This is a genomic window from Rhizobium sp. SG_E_25_P2, from assembly GCF_029892285.1.
Lineage (GTDB): Bacteria > Pseudomonadota > Alphaproteobacteria > Rhizobiales > Rhizobiaceae > Rhizobium_E.
Genome location: NZ_JARXVM010000013.1, coordinates 54712 through 68214 on the forward strand (window position 1 = coordinate 54712; position 13503 = coordinate 68214).

The following is a 13503-nucleotide window of genomic DNA, read 5'->3' on the forward strand; positions in this document are numbered from 1 at the left end:
TGCGACGATGTTTCGTTAGGAGAGCGCCGTCGTGTCGGTCTGACCGCGATCCACTCGAAGCGGCGCCGGCCGGTCGAGGCCGAGATGATCGCGCAGCGTCGCGCCGGTATAGTCCGTGCGGAAGAGCCCGCGCTCCTGTAGGATGGGTACGACGAGATCGACGAAATCGTCGAACCCCTCCGGGAAATATGGCGGCATGATGTTGAAACCGTCGGCGGCGCCGTTCTCGAACCAGTGCTGCAGCGTATCGGCTATGTGCTCGGCGGAGCCGCAAAGCACCCAGTGCCCACGCGCGGCCGCCATCAGGTTGTAGACGTCGCGCAAGGTCATACTCTCGCGCCTCGCCTTGGCCAGCATGACACCAACAAAGGAATGGTAGCTGTCGGGAAGGGCAATATCGGGGACCGGTCCGTCGAGATCATATCCGGCCATATCCATTCCGAAGCGGTCTGACAGCAGAGACAGTGCATTGGTCTCTGACACGAAGCTCTGGAGAACTTTGAGCTTGTCGAAGGCCTCGCGCGCGGTGCGCCCGACGACGGGCATGACGCCCGGCAGCAGCGTCACGTCCTCGGCGCGCCTGCCGAATTCGGGCAGCAGCGCCTTGAAGGTCTTATACTGCGCCTGCGCCTCCGTGAAATCCTGCACCACGGAAAAGACGACGTCGGCGGTGCGGGCCGCAAGACGTTGACCGGGACCAGAGCCGCCCGCCTGGAGAATGACCGGCCTGCCCTGCGGCGCGCGGCCGATGTTCAGTGGGCCTTTGACGGCGAAGAAGGGGCCGACATGATCGAGTGCATGGACTCTTTCAGGGTCGATATAAAGCCCACTCGACCGGTCGGCGACGATGGCATCGTCGTCCCAGCAGTCCCACAAACCGCGCACCACGTCGATGAATTCCTCGGCGATCGCATAGCGCTGGCCGTGATCCGGATGCGCGCGGCCGAAATTGGCGCCTGAAACCGTGTTCGCGGTCGTCACCGCGTTCCAGGCGGCGCGACCGGCGCTGATGTGGTCGAGCGAGGCGAAGGCGCGCGCCGTGGAAAAAGGATCGCCATAGGTGGTAGAGGTCGTGGCGCCAAGACCGATGCGCGAGGTTGCGGCCGCGATGGCAGACAGCATCGTCAATGGCTCGAGCCGCACGGTATAGGACGGGTGGGCGGCCGGATCGGCATAGAGATTGTCGCCCATGAAGATCATATCGAACTTGCCGCGCTCGGCGCAGGACGCGATCGCCTGGATGGAGGCGATGTCCTGGAAGCTGCCGAAAGCGCCGGGATAGCGCCAGCCAGCCACATGGCTGCCGGTTCCCAGAATGAAAAGGCCGAGATGGATCTGCCTGCGGCCCGTCATGCGCCGTCATCCGTTTTTGGGCCATTCGCTTCAAGAAACGTGAACCCCATGGTGCGCGCATGAGAATGCAGACCGCCGTCCTGCACGATCAGGAACAAGGCCCGCTCGTCGCCGTCATTGTGGTGGGAGTGCGGGTCGCCTGGCGGCGTCACCAGCGTGGCGAAGGGCGACCAGTCGCAACGCGTGCCGCCCACCTTGGAGTAAGCATTGTCGCCGCGCAAGATGAGGGTGATTGCTGCGGAATTGTGCCGGTGCGGCCGCTGCTGCTCGCCGGCCGGTACGGTATTGAGGGACAGGGTCAGCGACGGCATGATGTTGCGGCTGGCTTCGTGCCGGGCTGACGAGAAGATCAGCGCCATCCCCGACGTCGTCTCATTTGCCGAGGCGTCGACGACACGCTGCAATTGCGCGGCGATTTCCGCAGCCGGATAGTGCACGGTCTCGATGGCCGCCTCCGGACCCGTCGAGGGATGAAGCCCGTCGAAGCTCAACTGCGGCTCGTTGGACACAAGCCAGAGGACGGCGCCATTCGGTCCGGCTGATAACGTGGTGTCGACTCCACCCGGCGTCACGAACACGTCGCCGGTAGCCCAGTCGAAGCTGTCGCTGCCGATCACGGCCGTGCCGCTGCCTCCGATCACGTACCAGATGATGCCGGTCGCAACGAGGTTCACGACCATCGCATCGTCGGCCGCGATGGTCGCATAGCGGGCCAGCATCAGGGGCGTCGTCGCGGCAAAGGACGTGCCGATGGCTGCCGACTGGTCGCAGGCGATCAGGCTGGTCGTCTTGGCATCGACTGCACGTACAGACTCATCAAGGAAGATTGCCGCCGGGATGGCGGGAAGTTTGATGTTGAAGGCATTGCCTGAATTGAAGAAGCGGGCGCGGTCTTGCGCGGGGCTGGCGGGAGCGTCCGGACGCTGCACGGGCATGGACGCCATGTCGATCCTCGGGGATGCAGCTTCTGCCTCACGCATGTCTTTGCTCCTGATGCGGCGAAAGCGCCGGCCGGCGCAGGTGCCAGTCGGTCACGCCTTGATAGGCATGTGCGGCACGGCACAACAGCGCTTCGTCAAAGGGTTTGGCGACGAACTGGAAACCGATGGGAATGCCCATCGTGCTCGTCCCGCAGGGAACCGTGATCGTCGGATAGCCGCAAATGTCGAACGGAGCGGTAAACGGGCCGATCGCCAGAATGGCCTCGGGGTCTTCGCCGAGCGAGGCCATGTGATCGAGCGTCGGGCCCGCGACCGGCAGACCCGGCACGACGAGAAGATCGACGTCGCTGAAAAGATGCGCCATGCGGCCGGTGAATTCGCGCCTCCCGGAAAGGACTTCGGCCAGCTCAATGCCGCTGAAGCCGTTGCCGCGCTCCAGAAGTGCTGCAAGCCGCGGGCCGAATTCCGCCTTACGCGACGGGTAGGTCTCGCGGTGCGCGATGGCCGCTTCGACGGCGCAGACGACAGCCCAGCCGCGCAGAATGTCGTCCGTCCCAGGAAACTCGACATCGACGATCCGTGCCCCCAGTCGGGTGATCGTGGACAACACATGCTCGATGGTGGCGCAGACCTCATCCGTTGCCCTGGATCTGATGAAGCGCCAGTCGATGCCGACGGCAAGATCGGCAATGCCATCGCCGATGCTAGCCAGATAATCCGGAACAGGGACGGGCGCCGCCGTTGGATCGGCCGGATCCACGCCGGCTATTGCGCCGAGAAGGGCTGCCGCATCCGCTGCCGAGCGGGCCATCGGTCCGATATGGTCGAGGGATTCGGCAAGCGGAAACACGCCGTGCCGGCTGACGCGTCCCCAGGTCGGCTTGATGCCGACGAGTCCGCAACAGGCGGATGGCAGGCGGATCGATCCACCCGTATCCGTCCCGAGCGTGCCATAGGCAAGGCCAGCCGTCACGGCGACGCCGGAGCCGCTCGACGATGTCCCCGTCCAGTGGTTTGCCCCGAAAGGGTTGAGCGGCGGCGCGATAGACGGATGATGATCTGCATAGACGCCCTCGGTCGCCGTCAGCTTGCCGAGCATGACGACACCGGCAGCGGCCAGCCGCGCCGTGGCGGTGGAGTCGTACGGCGGCTGCCAGTCGTCATAGATCGAACTGCCGAGGCCCGTGCGGATTGCGGTGGTATAGAAGACGTCCTTGACAGCAATGGGAACACCGTGAAGCGGGCCACGCCAGCCGCCGCTGCGGATCTCGATCTCCGCCTGCCGCGCGCTAGACAGCGCCATATCGGCAGAGACGCAGACATAGGCATGAAGCGCGCCGTCATGGGCCGCGATGCGGTCGAGCATGAGTTCGGTCAGCTGAACCGGCGAAAGCACGCCGGTGCGTATCCGTTCGCTCAATGCGGTGAAACTTTCGGCCCAAAGCATGTCTTCCGCCATCAAAACCCCTGTTCCGAATTCCGCCATCTCATTATGCATAAAGAAGTATTTTGAATAATCAACGCAAAAGATTTAGGCGAAGAGCCCTATTTTCTGGCATGGAAGTGATGTCTTTTGATCGTTTTGTGCAAATAATGGCGATTTCCGGGCATCGGAGCAGAAAAGCACGTTGATTTCTGATTGGCATGTATATTGCAGGTGCCTTTTTGCACACAACAGGGGAAGCGAAAATGAAATTATTCATGCGAAACGGCTTGCTTGCAGCGACCATGGTCGCCATCATCGGATTGACCGCAACCCAGTCTGCCGCTGCTGCCGAGCCAGTATCCATCCGACTTAAATGGGTCGCCCAGGCACAGTTTGCCGGCGTCTATGTAGCAAAGGCCAAGGGCTTCTATGAAGAGGCCGGCATGGATGCGACCATCAACCCCGGCGGCCCCAATATCAGCGTCGAAACTCTGGTCGCCTCCGGCGCCGACACTTTCGGCATCGCCAGCGGCACGGAGGGCATGTTCTATGCCCGCGAAAACGGCCTGCCGCTGATCTGCATCGGCATGTCGCAGCAGATGACGCCCTTCGCCTATGTCGCCTACAAGGAGTCGGGCATAAAGTCGGTCAAGGACTTCAAGGGCAAGAAGGTAGCGACATGGTTCGTCGGCCCGCAATACACGCTGTTTTCGGTGCTTGCGGCCGAAGGCATCGCCCAGTCGGACGTCGATATCGTGTCGCAGCCTTTCTCGATGCAGCCCTTCATCGACAAGCAGTACGACGTCGCCACCGTGACGCTTTACAACGAGTTGAACACGTTGAAGGAACAGGGGATCACCGACATCGATCTGTTCCTGCCCGACGATTCCGGCGTAACCACCCAGCAGGACGCCATCGTCACCTCCGAAACCATGATCAAGGACAAGCCTGAACTGGTTCAGGGCTTCCTTGCCGCCACGCTGAAAGGCTGGAAATACGCTTTCGAGCACAAGGCCGAAGCCGTCGATATCGTCATGGCCGCAGGCTCCGGGCTCGACCGCAAGCATCAAGAACTGATGCTAGACGAGATCGAGCGTGTCATGGTCGCCAAGCTCGGCACCAGCGAAGGTCTCGGGGCGATCGATCTCAAATCCATTGCCGCTGTGCAGGACAGTCTGATCGAATTCAAGGCGCTGAAGAGCAAGATCGATCTGTCGACCGCCTTCGACCCTTCCTTCTGGGAGAAGGTGCCGGCTGAAGACAAGAAACTCTGAAGCATCGAGAATGAAAGGCAGGCCGATGGACCGCCCCCTGACGACTGAAATACCCGGAGCGGCCCATCGCTTCCCCCAGATCGAACTGGTCAATGTCTGGAAACGCTTTGGTGAGAAGGAGCAGGAAACGGTTGCGGTGCACAAGGTCGACCTTGCCATCGCGCCCGGCGAATTCGTCACGCTTGTCGGGCCGTCCGGCTGTGGAAAGTCGACGCTTTTCAACATGATCGCCGGTCTTCTACCGCCCGATCCGGATGGTTCGATCCTGCTGTCCGGCAAGCCGCAGCAGGATGGGGCGCTGCTCGGCAAGGTCTCCTTCATGCCGCAGCGCGACCTGCTCTTTCCGTGGCGCTCGGTGCTCGACAACGCCACGATCGCGCTGGAGGTCGAGGGCATGTCTCGGCGCGATGCGCGAGCGAAGGCCGAGGCGCTGTTTCCCGAATTCGGCCTCAAGGGCTTCGAGAAACACTATCCGCATCAATTGTCGGGCGGCATGCGCCAGCGTGTCGCGCTGATGCGCACCTTCCTGTTCGAGCGCGACCTGATCCTGCTCGACGAGCCCTTTGGCGCGCTCGATGCGCTGACCCGCGCCATGATGCAGCGCTGGCTGCTCGACATCTGGGCTCGGCACTGGCGCACGGTTCTCTTCATCACCCACGACATCGACGAGGCGATCTTTCTCGGAGATCGGGTCGTGGTGATGACGGCAAGGCCTGGATCGATCAAATGCATCGAAACGATTTCGCTGCCGCGGCCGCGCGACGCCTCGATCGTCACGTCGCCCGAGTTCATGGACATCAAGCGAAAGCTGCTGGCGGTGATCGAAGAGGAGAGCATGAAGAGCTTCGCCATGGAGATTTCCGCATGACGCGGCGCGATCTGCTGACGACGCCGGCGGCCACCATCGCCATCACCTTCGCGGCCTGGTTCCTGCTGGCGCCGTTTCTGAAGATCGAGCCGCGCTATCTGCCGCCGCTGTCGGCGGTGTTTGCCGACGGCCTGTCGGTCTGGCGCGATCTGGCCTTCAGCTTCTGGCGCACCTTCATCGAGACCGTTATCGGCTTCGCTGCGGGGGCCGCACTCGGTTTCGTCTTCGGCGTCGGCTTTGCCTATATCCGGTTTGCCGAACGCGCCATCCTGCCGGTCTTCGTCGCCCTGCAGACGGTTCCCATCATCGCCTTCGGCGCGATCGTGGTGATCTGGTTCGGCAACACGTTGATGTCGAAGGTGGTTATCGCTCTCTACCTGACGCTGTTTCCGGTCGCCGTCAGCACCTTGCGCGGACTGCAGACGGTCGATCCGCAGCGCGCGGCGCTGCTGCGCAGTTTCGGCGCGTCGCGCATCCGCACCTTCCTGATGCTCGCTCTGCCAACCGCGCTGCCGCAGATCATGGTCGGGCTGAAACTCGGCATATCGCTGGGGCTTGCCGGCGCCATCGTCGGCGAATGGTTCGGCGATACCGTCGGCCTCGGGGTCATGCTGCTGCAGGCGCTGTATTTCGAGCAGGTCACCCGCGTCTGGGTGCTGATCGTTGTCTGCGGCCTGCTCGGCAGTCTGCTCTACGGAATTCTCGGGCTCATCGAAAGGAGATATGTCTGGTGGCGCATAGACTGATGATCTCCACCGTCGCACCGGTCACCCTGGCGGTCCTTGCGCTGTTTTTCCTGTGGCAGGGCGCGACATGGTTGTTCGACGTGCCGGCCTATATCCTGCCAAAGCCGCTCGATATCTTCGCTGGCGCCCTGGCAAGGAAGGCGCTGCTCGGCAAGGCTTTGTACATCACCTTCGCCGAAGCGCTGCTCGGCTTTCTCCTCGGCGCTCTGGTCGGGCTCGCGGCGGCCGTCGCGATGATCCTATTGCCGCTTCTCGAACGCATGCTGCTGCCGTTGTTCGTCGCGCTCAATTCGGTGCCGACGGTCGCCTTCGTGCCGCTGGCGCTGATCTGGTTCGGTCTTGGCATGGGCTCGAAGATTGCTATCGCGGCGTTCGCAGTCAGCTTCGCCATGCTACTCAACGCGCTTGACGGGCTGAAGCGGCCGGAGCCGGCATCGCTCGACCTGCTGCGCAGTTTTGGCGCGGGGCCGTTCGGAATCCTGTGGCGGCTGCGGTTGCCGGTGGCCATGCCCGCCATCGTTACGGGGTTGCGCATCGGGCTTGCCCGCAGCACCATCACCGTCATCGTGACGGAAATGCTCGGAGCCTATTCAGGCATAGGCCAGGTGATCTACCAATCGACATCCCAGATCAATTATATCGATGTCTGGGCCGCCGTCCTTGTCTCGTCCTTCGGAAGCCTGGTTCTCTATGGTCTCCTTGTCGCGATCGATCGAAAACTCGTCTGGTGGAGATAAACCATGAGCACTGCTGCGCCGAAAACCGACATTCCCGCACCCCATGCCGACGAAGTGGCGCTGCGTGTCCAGTTGGCCGCCTGCTACCGTCTCGTGGCCCATTTCGGCATGGATGACCTGATCTACAACCATATTTCCGTGCGCATGCCCGGACCCGATCACCACTTCCTCATCAATCCCTATGGCATTCTGTTTTCAGAGGTAACGGCTTCCTGTTTCGTCAAGATCGACCTGGAAGGAAACAAGGTCGAACCGAGCAACCACGACGTCAACCGCGCCGGTTTCGTTATTCACAGCGCCATCCATGCAGGTCGCGAGGACGCGATCTGTGTGCTGCACACCCATTCGGAAGCGGCGACCGCGATCTCCGCGCTTCAGGACGGACTGCTGCCGATCAGCCAGTTTGCCATGCGTTATCAGGGCCATATGGGCCTGCACGACTATGAGGGCGTTGCGATCGATACGGACGAGCGTCAACGCCTGATCGACGATATCGGCCCGCACAATGTGCTCGTTCTGCGCAATCACGGCATTCTGACAGTCGGGCGCACCATCCCCGAGGCCTTCATTCTGATGTACTACTTCGAAAAGGCGGCACGCGTGCAATTAATGGTGCAGAGTGCGGCCAGCGGCGGCGCACGCATTGCCCTGCCGCATCCAGACGTAACGGAAACCGCCTCGCGCCAGTTCAATCACCAGCATGGTGACATTCTGTCGCCAGGCACGCGTGAATGGCCGGCCTTCATCCGGCTTCTGGACCGGATCGACCCGTCCTATAGAGAATGAAGATGCAGGATGGCGCCGCGATCTTCTGGTAGAAGCTGCCATGCGGACACATGAACACTGATTTGGAATGCGGGGGACACCATGACAGGACGGAGCGCCGGGGCAGAGAGAATGGCGGAGACGGGGCAGGATGCGGTCCGGAATGGATCCGGCACCCTGTCCGACGAATTGCGCAACCAGCTAGAGGAACTCATCGTCAGCGGGGCGCTCAAGCCTGGGGACCGGCTGGACGAGGTCGAGCTTGCTACGCGGTTCGGCATGTCGCGGACGCCGGTGCGCGAAGCGCTGAGGGCGCTGACGGCAACTGGCCTTGTGGATATGCGTGGTCGTCAGGGTGTAACGGTCGCCAGGATCTCGATCCCTGTGCTCCTGGAAATGTTCCAGATGATGGGCGCTCTGGAAGGCCTGTGCGCCAAGCTTGCGGCTAGGCGTGCCACTCTCTCCGAGAAGGCCGCACTGCGGGACGTTCACGCGCGTTTGATCGAAGCCCTGAGCACGGGCGATCCGGAGGTCTTTTATGCTGTCAATTCGGAGTTTCACGATCTGCTCTACGATGCGGCCCACACGCATTTCCTGGCCGGGCAGACGCGGTCCCTGCGTCGCCGGGTTGCCGCCTACCGGCGCTACGTCACGCACCAGCCGGGCCGGATGGTTGCCACGATCGGCGAGCATCAACGCATTCTCGACGCGATCGAACGGGCTGACGCCGAGGCGGCATTTTCAGCGGCCAGCGAACATGTCAGTCTCTTGGGCGACGATATGGCGGATTTCATTGCCGCTCTCCCATCGATGACCTTTCAAGACATATGATCGGTACGGACATCCCCCAGATTGTGTTCCAGAATGTCGTAAGCCAATGCGTTGAAGCTTTCTGGATCTTCCAGCATCGGAAAATGGCCCACGGCCTCCATCAGGTGAACCGATAGGCCCGGAAGCATCAGCAGTTCGGCTCCGCTTGACAAAACAGCAGAATTGATCGCCTCGACCGGACACCTCAGATGAGACCAGTGCTCCTCTATGTCCCAGTCGAACAGGGCTTCCAGCATTGCCAAAGCGGTACGAGGTTCTTTCGCGGACATAGATGCCCCAATCCGGCTGGAAAGGCCTTCGACGCGATCGGACGTGATGCGGCGCACCATGGAGATCATCGTACTCTTGAAATCCGCTCGAAATCCCGCCAGTCGATGTTCCCGTTCATCCAGGGCAAGACGGCGATAGAAAGTCGCGTCGGTAAACGTATCGATGCCCAGAACAAGCAGGCAGCGGCCTTCCAGTTCGAGCGCAGCCTCGATGGCAATGGGGCCGCCCATCGAATGCCCGACCAGAACGACCGCCTGCGCCTTGAGCGCATCCGCGACCGCAACCACGGTCTGCGCCAAGTGCCCAATGGAGCAGCCCGAACAGTCTTCGTCACCTGACGCATCGTCGTCTGCAAAGAAATCGAACACGACCACGCGGTACCGCTCCGCAAAGCCGTGAATTTGCTGCGCCCAGACCTCGGCGTTACCACACCAACCATGAATCATGAACACAAATGGCCCCCGAGTTCCGTACAGCGCGTAGCGACTACGACCGATCCGGACCGGCTCACCCTGCTGGTTTGGGCCGAATGTGGGTATGCAATGATCAAAGAATCTTGTCATATCGCTCACGTTATCCAAACATCGCGTCGCATCCAAGGCAGCGCCCCACCAACGAAAACACCAATGGCCTGATCCGCCAGTATCTACCAAAGGGAATCGATCTCGGCATCTACTCCCAGAAAGACCTCGACAAAATCGCCGACAGCCTAAACAATCGGCCAAGACAAACACTCGGCTTCAGAACCCCGCTCGAAACCTATCAAACTGAAATCTCAAACATGCCTGTTGCATCTCAGATTTGAGACTGCCGGCTTTAAAACACCGAAGTTTGAATACGTGAATGGTTATAAGAGAGTCGAAGTCGACGCGCCCACATTCGAAGTTTACGATCGCGTCTGCCGGCTTGGGGGACAATTTCCCCTACTCCGGCGAGGCTGCTGCTTACGCAAACTCTTTGCCAAAGCGCGATCATCAACGCAAATAGGCTGGAAAGCGCCTATGCGGTCGGTTTCGACAATCTCAGCATTTCAGCAAGGTGTTCCGCCAGGAAAATGGCGTTCTTCCGGACCGAGATAACCGAGCGCGAGCGAGTCCATACAAGGCAACCATGCTGCCTAGCTATCCACGGCCGAATAGCGGGCCACAATATGCGTCCTCTTCGCGTCGCCAGCTCCGCGCTCCAGCCGATCCATGGTAATGCCATAGAGATCCGTTAACCGATCCTGCGTGCAGAACTGGTCGATCGGCCCTTGTTCGCAGCGCCCGTTGCCATAGAGCAATGCCACCTGATCGGCGATCTCCAGCGCGTGGGTCGGCTCGTGGGTGGTCATGACGATCGTGAGCCTGCGTTCGCGCGACAGCCGCCGCAGCATAGATAGCATGATAGCCTGGTTGTGGAAATCCAGTGCCGACGCCGGCTCATCGAGCAGCAGGATGCTCGCTTCTGAGGCCAGGGCCCGCGCGATCAGCACCAATTGCCGCTCGCCGCCGGATAGGGTGGCGACGGCTCGCCCAGCAAAGTCTGCCATGCCGACGAGGTCCAGTGCGTCGAGCGCCAACTTTTTGTCACGGGGCGATGGCTGGGAAAAGAGCCCGACATGGCGAGCCCGCCCCATCAGCACGACATCGAAGACCGAATAGTTGAAGGCCGGAACGAATTGCTGCGGCACATAGCCGACAGCGCCCTCGCACCGCACGACGCCGATGGTCGGTACAGCAAGTCCGGCGACAATTCGCAAAAGCGTGGTCTTGCCGCGGCCATTGCGTCCCAGAAGAACCAGGGTTCGCCCCTGCTCAAGCCTGAAGGACAGGTCCTGGAAAAGATAGGGACCCTCAGAGGCATAGCGGAACCCGAGGTTTTGGGCATCGATCATATCTACCAGCCCTCGCTTTGAGCCCTGTGGAGCAGGATCATGAAGACCGGTGCGCCAACGATGGCGGTCAGGACGCCGAGCGGAATTTCGGCGGCGATCAGCGTGCGCGCCATGGTGTCGACGATCAGCATGAAGCTGGCACCGAGCAGGGCGGTGGCCGGCAGCAGCCTGTGATGGTCTGGTCCAACCAAAGTGCGGGCGAAATGCGGCACCACCAGGCCAACCCAGCCGATAATGCCGGAATTGGCAACGCTCGCGGCGGTGATGCCCGTGACGCAACAGAGCACCAGCCAACGGGTGGGCTCAACGCGCAGACCGAGCGACTTTGCTTCATCGTCGCCAAGCGACAGAACGTTGATGCGAAATCGCGTCAGCAGCAAAGGTATGGCGAAGGCCGCAAGGATCGGCACCATCAGCATGGCGCGCTGCGGCGTGGCGCTTGCAAACGAACCCATCAGCCAGAAGACAATGGCCGGTAGCGTATCGTTTGGATCGGCGAAGTAGGTGGCGAGCGACACCAGGGCGGAAAACAGCGCTGAAATGACGACGCCCGTAAGTACGAGCATTAGGATCGAGGACCGGCCGCCCTTGCGGCTGAGTACCACGACCAGAAGCAGCGACGACAGCCCTGAAGCAAAGGCCATGGACCAGAGCGCCACGGCGCCGAGACCGAGCAGGATGGCGAAGACACCGCCGAAGGCAGCGCCCGACGAAACGCCGATCACATGCGGATCGACCAGCGGATTGCGGAACACGCCCTGCAGCACGGCGCCACTGAGCGCGAGCCCCGCGCCGACACTGCCGCCCACCAGCATGCGCGGCAGTCGCACCAGTTCGACCACGCGCCAGACCGGTTCCGCCACACCGGCGCGACCAGGGCCGATGCCGATCCAGCCGCCGGCCAGTGTCACGATGTCCTTCATGGCAATGCCATAACGTCCTATCGTCAGCGAACCTACCATGGCGGCCACGAGCAGAACGACCAGCATCGACATGACCAGGCGATCAGCGGTCCGGTTCACCGCTGTCGGTACAGCAACCGCCGCACTGTCGGCCGACCTGCTCATGTTTCATTGCCGAAGAGTTCGGATAAGATACTGCCATCACCCGCATCGACCTTCGCTTCCGGCGGTTCGTCAGAGAAAACCAGCGCGTCCAGAATGTCATGCAGCAGGTTGGGCTGATGGCGCGGGTCGGAGCTGAACTGCTCGATATGATCGCCATTGTGCATGAACACCTTGCCGCCTCCAGGCATGCGCCAGACCCAATCTACCGGACCCTCAAGGATCGTTCCGTCCGCCGCCGGGCCGCCGATCATGCATAGACATTGCCCACCGCGCGGCAGGGCTGTGTAGCCGCGCGCGTATTGGCCCAGGATGCCCTCGTGGCGATGGAAATTCTCAAAGTCCATGCGACCGAAATAGCCACCCGGCCGGTCCGGCCGGATCATCCAGTTGGTGAAAGGGCGCGGGCTCACCGCTTTGAACTGCGAGAGACAGGGCAACCAAGGCAGGATGATATGGCCGTTGATGATGAAATGGCCGCCCGAGGCGAGGTAGGCAACCAGCCTCGGCTCGATCGACTTCATAAAGATCTGGTCATGCATGCCCGAGACGAACAGCACATCGACATCGGCGAGATCAACGGTTTCCAGGTCGTAGATATCGAGGGCGCTGTAGCGCCATTCCTGCGGGATCAGACCACCCATGCGATCGATATTATAGCTGCGGGTGGAGCGCACATAGAGCAGGTGTGGGCGTTTGCCGCCGCGAAAAGTCCTTGCGTCTTCAGCCACGGTTCTGCACCTCCGCCTTCAGCCAGGGATAGAAGCCGTTGAGAAACCGGGTGGTTGCGGGCATGAAGCGGCGGCCGTGATGGGTATGCGGGTCGATAGTCGAGGCGATCAACCGCCCACCCCCTGTCACCGGCTGGTCATAGATCAGGCAGCCCTCGTCATTGTCGAGGTTGAGGATCGGCGTGGCATCGTCCGGAAAGCGGAAGGCGCCGAAGAAATGCCAGCACATGTCGGCCAGCGGGATCGCCTGCGCCATGGGGTGACGGGGCTCCGGCTGATAGGCTTCCATGCGGCCGCCTGCCCGCATCCACCATTTCCAGTCCTCGGTTTCCCGCGAGAACCACTGAACCTGGACCACATCGAGCCACTCGTCCATGCGGTTCGGCTCAAAGACGATCAGAAAGCCGCCGCCCGCCAGATAGTCGTTGATCTGGCGGGCATGGGCCTGAAGCAGGGCCTGGTTGGAGAAGTCGGGAATGACGATCGACTTGAATTGCGAGAGATCGACGCGGTCGAGATGCCGCAGATAGATCTCTTCGTCCAGGTAGTGCTCGAAGTCGCGATAGCACTGCAACTGCGCGCCATCACCCGAGGTGACGAAGCCGATATCCTTCATTCCCG

The 13503-nt window shown here is 61.4% G+C and carries 14 protein-coding genes and 2 pseudogenes; 8 read left to right on the forward strand and 8 right to left on the reverse strand.

Annotation, left to right across the window (positions count from 1 at the left end; genetic code table 11):
* Positions 1 to 15 precede the first annotated feature (15 nt).
* Genes M2360_RS17795 through M2360_RS17805 form a run of 3 tightly spaced genes read right to left on the reverse strand, consistent with a single transcriptional unit; the run spans position 16 to position 3753 of the window.
* Positions 16 to 1353 (reverse strand): LLM class flavin-dependent oxidoreductase, encoded by a 1338-nt coding sequence (locus M2360_RS17795; RefSeq protein WP_280776603.1) that lies wholly within the window; start codon positions 1351 to 1353, stop codon positions 16 to 18.
* Positions 1350 to 2333: a cupin domain-containing protein gene (locus M2360_RS17800; protein WP_280776604.1), complete on the reverse strand. Its 984-nt coding sequence runs from the start codon at positions 2331 to 2333 to the stop codon at positions 1350 to 1352. The genes M2360_RS17795 and M2360_RS17800 overlap by 4 nt, the downstream gene beginning before the upstream one ends.
* Positions 2326 to 3753, reverse strand: a complete 1428-nt coding sequence (locus M2360_RS17805; protein ID WP_280776605.1) for an amidase — start codon at positions 3751 to 3753, stop codon at positions 2326 to 2328. Before M2360_RS17805 ends, M2360_RS17800 begins: the two co-directional genes overlap by 8 nt.
* 230 nt (positions 3754 to 3983) lie before the next feature.
* Here M2360_RS17805 and M2360_RS17810 point away from each other — a divergent pair, with 230 nt between their 5' ends.
* The 6 genes from M2360_RS17810 to M2360_RS17835 all read left to right on the forward strand — a co-directional run bounded on the left by M2360_RS17810 (position 3984) and on the right by M2360_RS17835 (position 8941).
* The gene (locus M2360_RS17810) at positions 3984 to 4994 is read left to right on the forward strand and encodes an ABC transporter substrate-binding protein (protein ID WP_280776606.1); all 1011 of its coding nucleotides are present in this window, start codon (positions 3984 to 3986) and stop codon (positions 4992 to 4994) included.
* Between the two features lie 25 nt (positions 4995 to 5019).
* Positions 5020 to 5862 (forward strand): ABC transporter ATP-binding protein, encoded by an 843-nt coding sequence (locus M2360_RS17815; RefSeq protein WP_280776607.1) that lies wholly within the window; start codon positions 5020 to 5022, stop codon positions 5860 to 5862.
* Positions 5859 to 6608, forward strand: a complete 750-nt coding sequence (locus M2360_RS17820; protein WP_280776608.1) for an ABC transporter permease — start codon at positions 5859 to 5861, stop codon at positions 6606 to 6608. Before M2360_RS17815 ends, M2360_RS17820 begins: the two co-directional genes overlap by 4 nt.
* Entirely contained in the window at positions 6593 to 7345 is a 753-nt protein-coding gene (locus tag M2360_RS17825; RefSeq protein ID WP_280776609.1) for an ABC transporter permease subunit, read from the forward strand. Before M2360_RS17820 ends, M2360_RS17825 begins: the two co-directional genes overlap by 16 nt.
* Positions 7346 to 7348: 3 nt before the next feature.
* On the forward strand, positions 7349 to 8131 hold the full coding sequence (locus tag M2360_RS17830; protein WP_280776610.1) for a class II aldolase/adducin family protein: 783 nt from the start codon (positions 7349 to 7351) through the stop codon (positions 8129 to 8131).
* A gap of 111 nt (positions 8132 to 8242) precedes the next feature.
* Positions 8243 to 8941, forward strand: a complete 699-nt coding sequence (locus M2360_RS17835) for a GntR family transcriptional regulator (protein ID WP_280776611.1) — start codon at positions 8243 to 8245, stop codon at positions 8939 to 8941.
* On the opposite strand, the gene M2360_RS17840 is transcribed toward M2360_RS17835, so the two are convergent.
* Complete coding sequence (locus M2360_RS17840) at positions 8929 to 9657, reverse strand: alpha/beta hydrolase (protein ID WP_280776694.1); 729 nt, start codon at positions 9655 to 9657, stop codon at positions 8929 to 8931. The genes M2360_RS17835 and M2360_RS17840 overlap by 13 nt on opposite strands.
* 149 nt (positions 9658 to 9806) lie before the next feature.
* On the opposite strand from M2360_RS17840, the pseudogene M2360_RS17845 reads away from it, so the two are divergent.
* Positions 9807 to 10016: pseudogene (locus M2360_RS17845) on the forward strand (IS30 family transposase); the annotation flags it as partial.
* Positions 10000 to 10198: pseudogene (locus M2360_RS17850) on the forward strand (hypothetical protein). The pseudogenes M2360_RS17845 and M2360_RS17850, both read left to right, overlap by 17 nt.
* A gap of 130 nt (positions 10199 to 10328) precedes the next feature.
* Here the strand turns inward: M2360_RS17850 and M2360_RS17855 are convergent.
* From M2360_RS17855 to M2360_RS17870, 4 genes are read right to left on the reverse strand one after another with little or no spacing between them, the layout of a single operon-like run.
* On the reverse strand, positions 10329 to 11087 hold the full coding sequence (locus M2360_RS17855; RefSeq protein WP_280776612.1) for an ABC transporter ATP-binding protein: 759 nt from the start codon (positions 11085 to 11087) through the stop codon (positions 10329 to 10331).
* 2 nt (positions 11088 to 11089) lie between these two features.
* Positions 11090 to 12154: an iron ABC transporter permease gene (locus tag M2360_RS17860; RefSeq protein WP_280776613.1), complete on the reverse strand. Its 1065-nt coding sequence runs from the start codon at positions 12152 to 12154 to the stop codon at positions 11090 to 11092.
* Positions 12151 to 12882: a hypothetical protein gene (locus M2360_RS17865; protein ID WP_280776614.1), complete on the reverse strand. Its 732-nt coding sequence runs from the start codon at positions 12880 to 12882 to the stop codon at positions 12151 to 12153. Before M2360_RS17865 ends, M2360_RS17860 begins: the two co-directional genes overlap by 4 nt.
* Entirely contained in the window at positions 12875 to 13498 is a 624-nt protein-coding gene (locus M2360_RS17870) for a hypothetical protein (protein ID WP_280776615.1), read from the reverse strand. The genes M2360_RS17865 and M2360_RS17870 overlap by 8 nt, the downstream gene beginning before the upstream one ends.
* Between the last annotated feature and the right edge of the window lie 5 nt (positions 13499 to 13503).

Excerpts from the sequence above, each read along its gene's own strand:
- M2360_RS17795 (WP_280776603.1), bottom strand. The coding sequence starts at position 1,353 with ATGACGGGCCGCAGGCAGATCCATCTCGGCCTTTTCATTCTGGGAACC.
- M2360_RS17800 (WP_280776604.1), bottom strand. The coding sequence starts at position 2,333 with ATGCGTGAGGCAGAAGCTGCATCCCCGAGGATCGACATGGCGTCCATG.
- M2360_RS17805 (WP_280776605.1), bottom strand. The coding sequence starts at position 3,753 with ATGGCGGAAGACATGCTTTGGGCCGAAAGTTTCACCGCATTGAGCGAA.
- M2360_RS17810 (WP_280776606.1), top strand. The coding sequence starts at position 3,984 with ATGAAATTATTCATGCGAAACGGCTTGCTTGCAGCGACCATGGTCGCC.
- M2360_RS17815 (WP_280776607.1), top strand. The coding sequence starts at position 5,020 with ATGGACCGCCCCCTGACGACTGAAATACCCGGAGCGGCCCATCGCTTC.
- M2360_RS17820 (WP_280776608.1), top strand. The coding sequence starts at position 5,859 with ATGACGCGGCGCGATCTGCTGACGACGCCGGCGGCCACCATCGCCATC.
- M2360_RS17830 (WP_280776610.1), top strand. The coding sequence starts at position 7,349 with ATGAGCACTGCTGCGCCGAAAACCGACATTCCCGCACCCCATGCCGAC.
- M2360_RS17835 (WP_280776611.1), top strand. The coding sequence starts at position 8,243 with ATGGCGGAGACGGGGCAGGATGCGGTCCGGAATGGATCCGGCACCCTG.
- M2360_RS17840 (WP_280776694.1), bottom strand. The coding sequence starts at position 9,657 with ATGATTCATGGTTGGTGTGGTAACGCCGAGGTCTGGGCGCAGCAAATT.
- M2360_RS17855 (WP_280776612.1), bottom strand. The coding sequence starts at position 11,087 with ATGATCGATGCCCAAAACCTCGGGTTCCGCTATGCCTCTGAGGGTCCC.
- M2360_RS17860 (WP_280776613.1), bottom strand. The coding sequence starts at position 12,154 with ATGAGCAGGTCGGCCGACAGTGCGGCGGTTGCTGTACCGACAGCGGTG.
- M2360_RS17870 (WP_280776615.1), bottom strand. The coding sequence starts at position 13,498 with ATGAAGGATATCGGCTTCGTCACCTCGGGTGATGGCGCGCAGTTGCAG.